This window comes from Helicobacter pylori SA37A, assembly GCF_000476015.1.
In the GTDB taxonomy this organism is placed as follows: Bacteria; Campylobacterota; Campylobacteria; order Campylobacterales; family Helicobacteraceae; genus Helicobacter; species Helicobacter pylori_DB.
Window position 1 is genome coordinate 1 of record NZ_CBOO010000030.1, and the last position, 3625, is coordinate 3625.

The 3625-nt window shown below is 37.4% G+C and carries 2 protein-coding genes and 1 pseudogene; 1 reads left to right on the top strand and 2 read right to left on the bottom strand.

Annotated features, from left to right (window positions below):
• Together QT76_RS07700 and QT76_RS07705 are read right to left on the bottom strand one after the other, a co-directional pair.
• Positions 1–553, bottom strand: a pseudogene (locus QT76_RS07700) (DUF1542 domain-containing protein); the annotation flags it as partial.
• Between the two features lie 3 nt (positions 554–556).
• Positions 557–3442: a DUF3519 domain-containing protein gene (locus QT76_RS07705; protein WP_080242504.1), complete on the bottom strand. Its 2886-nt coding sequence runs from the start codon at positions 3440–3442 to the stop codon at positions 557–559.
• Between QT76_RS07705 and QT76_RS08455 the strand changes: the two genes are divergently transcribed.
• Entirely contained in the window at positions 3411–3611 is a 201-nt protein-coding gene (locus tag QT76_RS08455) for a hypothetical protein (protein ID WP_080242505.1), read from the top strand. The genes QT76_RS07705 and QT76_RS08455 overlap by 32 nt on opposite strands.
• The last annotated feature ends 14 nt before the right edge of the window (positions 3612–3625 follow it).

A 3625-nucleotide genomic window follows, 5' to 3' on the forward strand; every position in this document is an offset into this window, starting at 1 on the left:
CGCTTATTTCGTTGTTAGCGTTCGTTTTGGCTTGCGTGATCGCTTCAAGGCTTTGCGTTTTGTTCTCTGTGATTTGATGGTTAGCGTTATCTCGTGCCTGGTTTAAAAAGATTTGATAGCTCGTTAAAAGCCTGGTTGTGGCTTCTATAATTTGATTTTCTAGCTTTTTAACTTCGCTTTTGATGTTTTCAGTGTTAGCGTTTAAAGTGTTGGTTACTTCTTGCTCGTTAGCGTGCATGCTCGTATTAAACTCGCTAAAAAAGCGCTCGTATTCTTTCATTTTATTTTTTAAGCTCTCGCCGGCGCTAGTAAGCCATTCAATGGAGTTTCTTAAACTGCTATCAATTTCGTTCGCGTTTTTGAAAAAATCTAAGCTTAAAAGCACTTCTAAAATCCTAACAATCCCTTTAAGGCTTAGTTTTATTTGATCGGTAAAAAGCGCGTTACTTTTTAAAGCGCTCTGTAATTGCTTTAAAAGCTCGTTAGTGATTTCTTTAACCTGTGGCTGTTCGCTTATTTCTAAAGCGCTATTAGGGAGATTAGGGTAATTCATTTTTTAATCCTTATTTAATTTTTTTGTGGTAGGATTAGGATTATCAAGGTTTAGGGGATTAGTATCTTTCCCCTTGTAATTTGGTGCTAAAGGCGACTCAATTAGCCCATTCCTTGATTTATCTATTTCATAACTTGTAATAACCCACCTATTATTTAAAGTTTCTCCTTTCCAACTATCATTCAAACCCACTCTTTGATTTTTAAACTCAATACTTAAACGCCCTAAATCATCTTTTGATAGTTTTCCATTGCTGATTATGTTAGGGATATTGTTAATTATTTCTAATGCGTATTTTTTAGCTTCTTCTTTACTCATGCCTTTGTCTATTGCATCGCTTTCCCTACGACTAAATATATGTTCTAACCCGTAATCTTTATTACCCCAAACTAAATCAATATCCCCTAAACCTTCTTTATAAAACGCTCCCGCTACAAAACCTTTTTTAGTTTCTAATAGCTTGTTAATCGCTCCTAATCCATCACCTTTAAACTCGCTATAATTCTCTCCCCACTCGCTAGGCGTGTCAAGCTTTGGTTTTTTACTCCCTTTCTCGCTCTCTTTTTGCATGTCCTTAACGGCTTCTATCAAGCGTTTTAAGGTAGGGTTATTTTCGTTTGGCTCTCTATTGACCATTAAGAGGTAATGCGTGAAGTCGTAAATATCAATGTCCTTAAACTCTTTACTATCAGGGTTAAACATATCCTTTGTAACATCTGCGATCTTAAATTCTTTCAAGCCTTTTTTAATGTTATCGCTTCTTAACGCTTCAAATAACGCTTTACTAGGATCATCAAACCTCGCAAAGCGTGCTATTGCTCCTCCTAAAATCTCGCTAATGTCGCTTGTAGTTTGATCGCTCTTTTCAAACATCTCTAAAGAACTCGTTTTATAGAATTTTTCGCTCAAATCTTTTAAGCTCTCGCTCGTGGTTTGGTAATTCTTTAAATTGGCAAAACTGCGATCCAAAATATCGCTCAAGTAAGCGTTTAAACTCACCTTAGGGAAATTCATGTCATGAATTAAATTATGAAAACTCCCAGCGTTATCTACAAACATCTCTTTAACTTTTTCATAGCTTTTTATATCATTTGAAAATTCTTTCTGCCAACGATTAAGTAACTCTATCCCTTGGGTTTTGGTCCTTGGCATGTTGAACATTAAAAGCGCTAAATTACTATCGCCTACATTAGGATGAGTGGCTTTATCAAAATTAAGATTTTTAGCGACAATGTTTTTTAAGGAGTAAATGCTATCAGCGTCTAATTTCTTTTCTAATTCTTTCAATTTCGCTTCGTAATGGCTTAAAACCGCTATCGCATGATCGCTTTCGCTGTTAAATCTTCCTTGATTGCTTGAAGCCGCTAAATTGTTGATCTCGGTGTTGTTTAGGCGGTTGTGTGGCACTCGCACTAACAATTCGTCAGGCTTTAAGTCTATTTGATAGTATTCCTTGATCGCTTTGTGGTAAATGTATCTACTTTTTGGCGTGAAGTTCAGCATGCCTTGGATGCGGTGGTTGCCTGCGATCACTTGCCCGTCGTGTAAGATGATCGGTAAATCTTCAAACCCTCCGCTCCCAAATATCTTTTTAGGATCAAAATTTTGTGCAATGCTTTTAATCTGTTCTTCGTTCATGTCCGTTCTCTTTTGCGTCCCGCCTGTGGTAAAACTCGGTTTTAAATCTTTAGCTTTCACGATCGCATAATCTAGATCGTAAATCTCTCGTTCGTTTAGCCTTACTCGGCTTTTGGGGATCTGCGCTTGTATCTCTGTAGGTATATCCTCTCCTACTTCTATTTTAGTCTGGCTTTCAATGTTGCCTGCATTGCCTCGCTCGTGTTCTAATTTCTTTTTTAGGGCTTCCTTGCGTTTTAATTCTTGCTCTTTAGCTTTTAAAAATTCTTGTTCGCTTTGTTCTTGCTCTCTTTGTAATTTCGCTAACTTTTCGGCGTTGGCTTGCTCTAAAGGGCTTAAATGGGTAGGTTTTGGTGTGGTTTCGTTTAAATTTTCGCTTGTTTTTAATAAATCCTCTTGACTGGTTAAAGGTTTTTGAGTAGGATTATCTGTAGCACCACCATGGGAACTCAACCCATGGGGCACCTTCGCGTTAGCGTCGAGTGAGGTGCTTGAAAACTTCTTATAAGCGTTATTATCCTTATAATCTCCGTTACTTTTGAACATCGTTTTTAAAACTAATTCATTTTTCTTATTGACCGCTTGCTCCACGACTACCGCATAGCCGTTGATTTGTTTAAACGCCGTTATAGCTTCTTTATCGTATTTGTCTATAGTCCTAAGGATTGCATCAGCGTTATTAATGATATATCTATAATTCGCTATATCCTCGTAAGTGATAGGGATTTCTCCATTTTTGACATTAACAGAATTAACGCCATGCCTTTTGAGTATGTGAGAGATAGCATCATGATCTAAACTCGCTCTTATGTTTTCAGGGTGCTTAAAGTTAGCGTCTTTTAAAAGTTCTAATTCTTTGTTAGAGGCTTTTTCTATAATCATTTTTTTGTTGTTCTTGTGTAAAAATTCAACGATTTCAGGGTTTAAATTATTCACTCCAAAAGTGATCGCATCTCTCCCGCTTGTGGGGATTTTGGCGTTATTTAATAGCTCTTTGATTTGCTCGTTAGTGAGTTTTTCATTAGAAAAATCAAACGCTTTTGCTTTGATTTCTTCGCTCGCTTGCTTGACTCCATTAGTAAGCTCTTCAATGATTTTAAGCGTGTTGTTGCTGAATTTAGCGTTTTGTGCGCTTAATTCTAAATTCTTACTAAATTCGCTTATAGAGTGGCTTCTTTCAAGCGCTCTTTTAATGTGATACTTCAAGGCTGCGCCTGCGGTGGCTTCGTTTAGCGCTTTGGGTAATTTCACGCCTAAAATGCGATCGGGCGCGTTGCGATATATTGTCCCTAAAGTGAATTTAGTCCATTGGTATTTTAACGCTCCGCTTAAAGTGGTCGCTAAACCTTGGCTTAAATTTTTCGTTGTGGCTGGCTTTAGGCTTTCGGCGATCTTAGCGTCGTTTTTAAAAAGCTTATGAAAACCGCTCGCTAT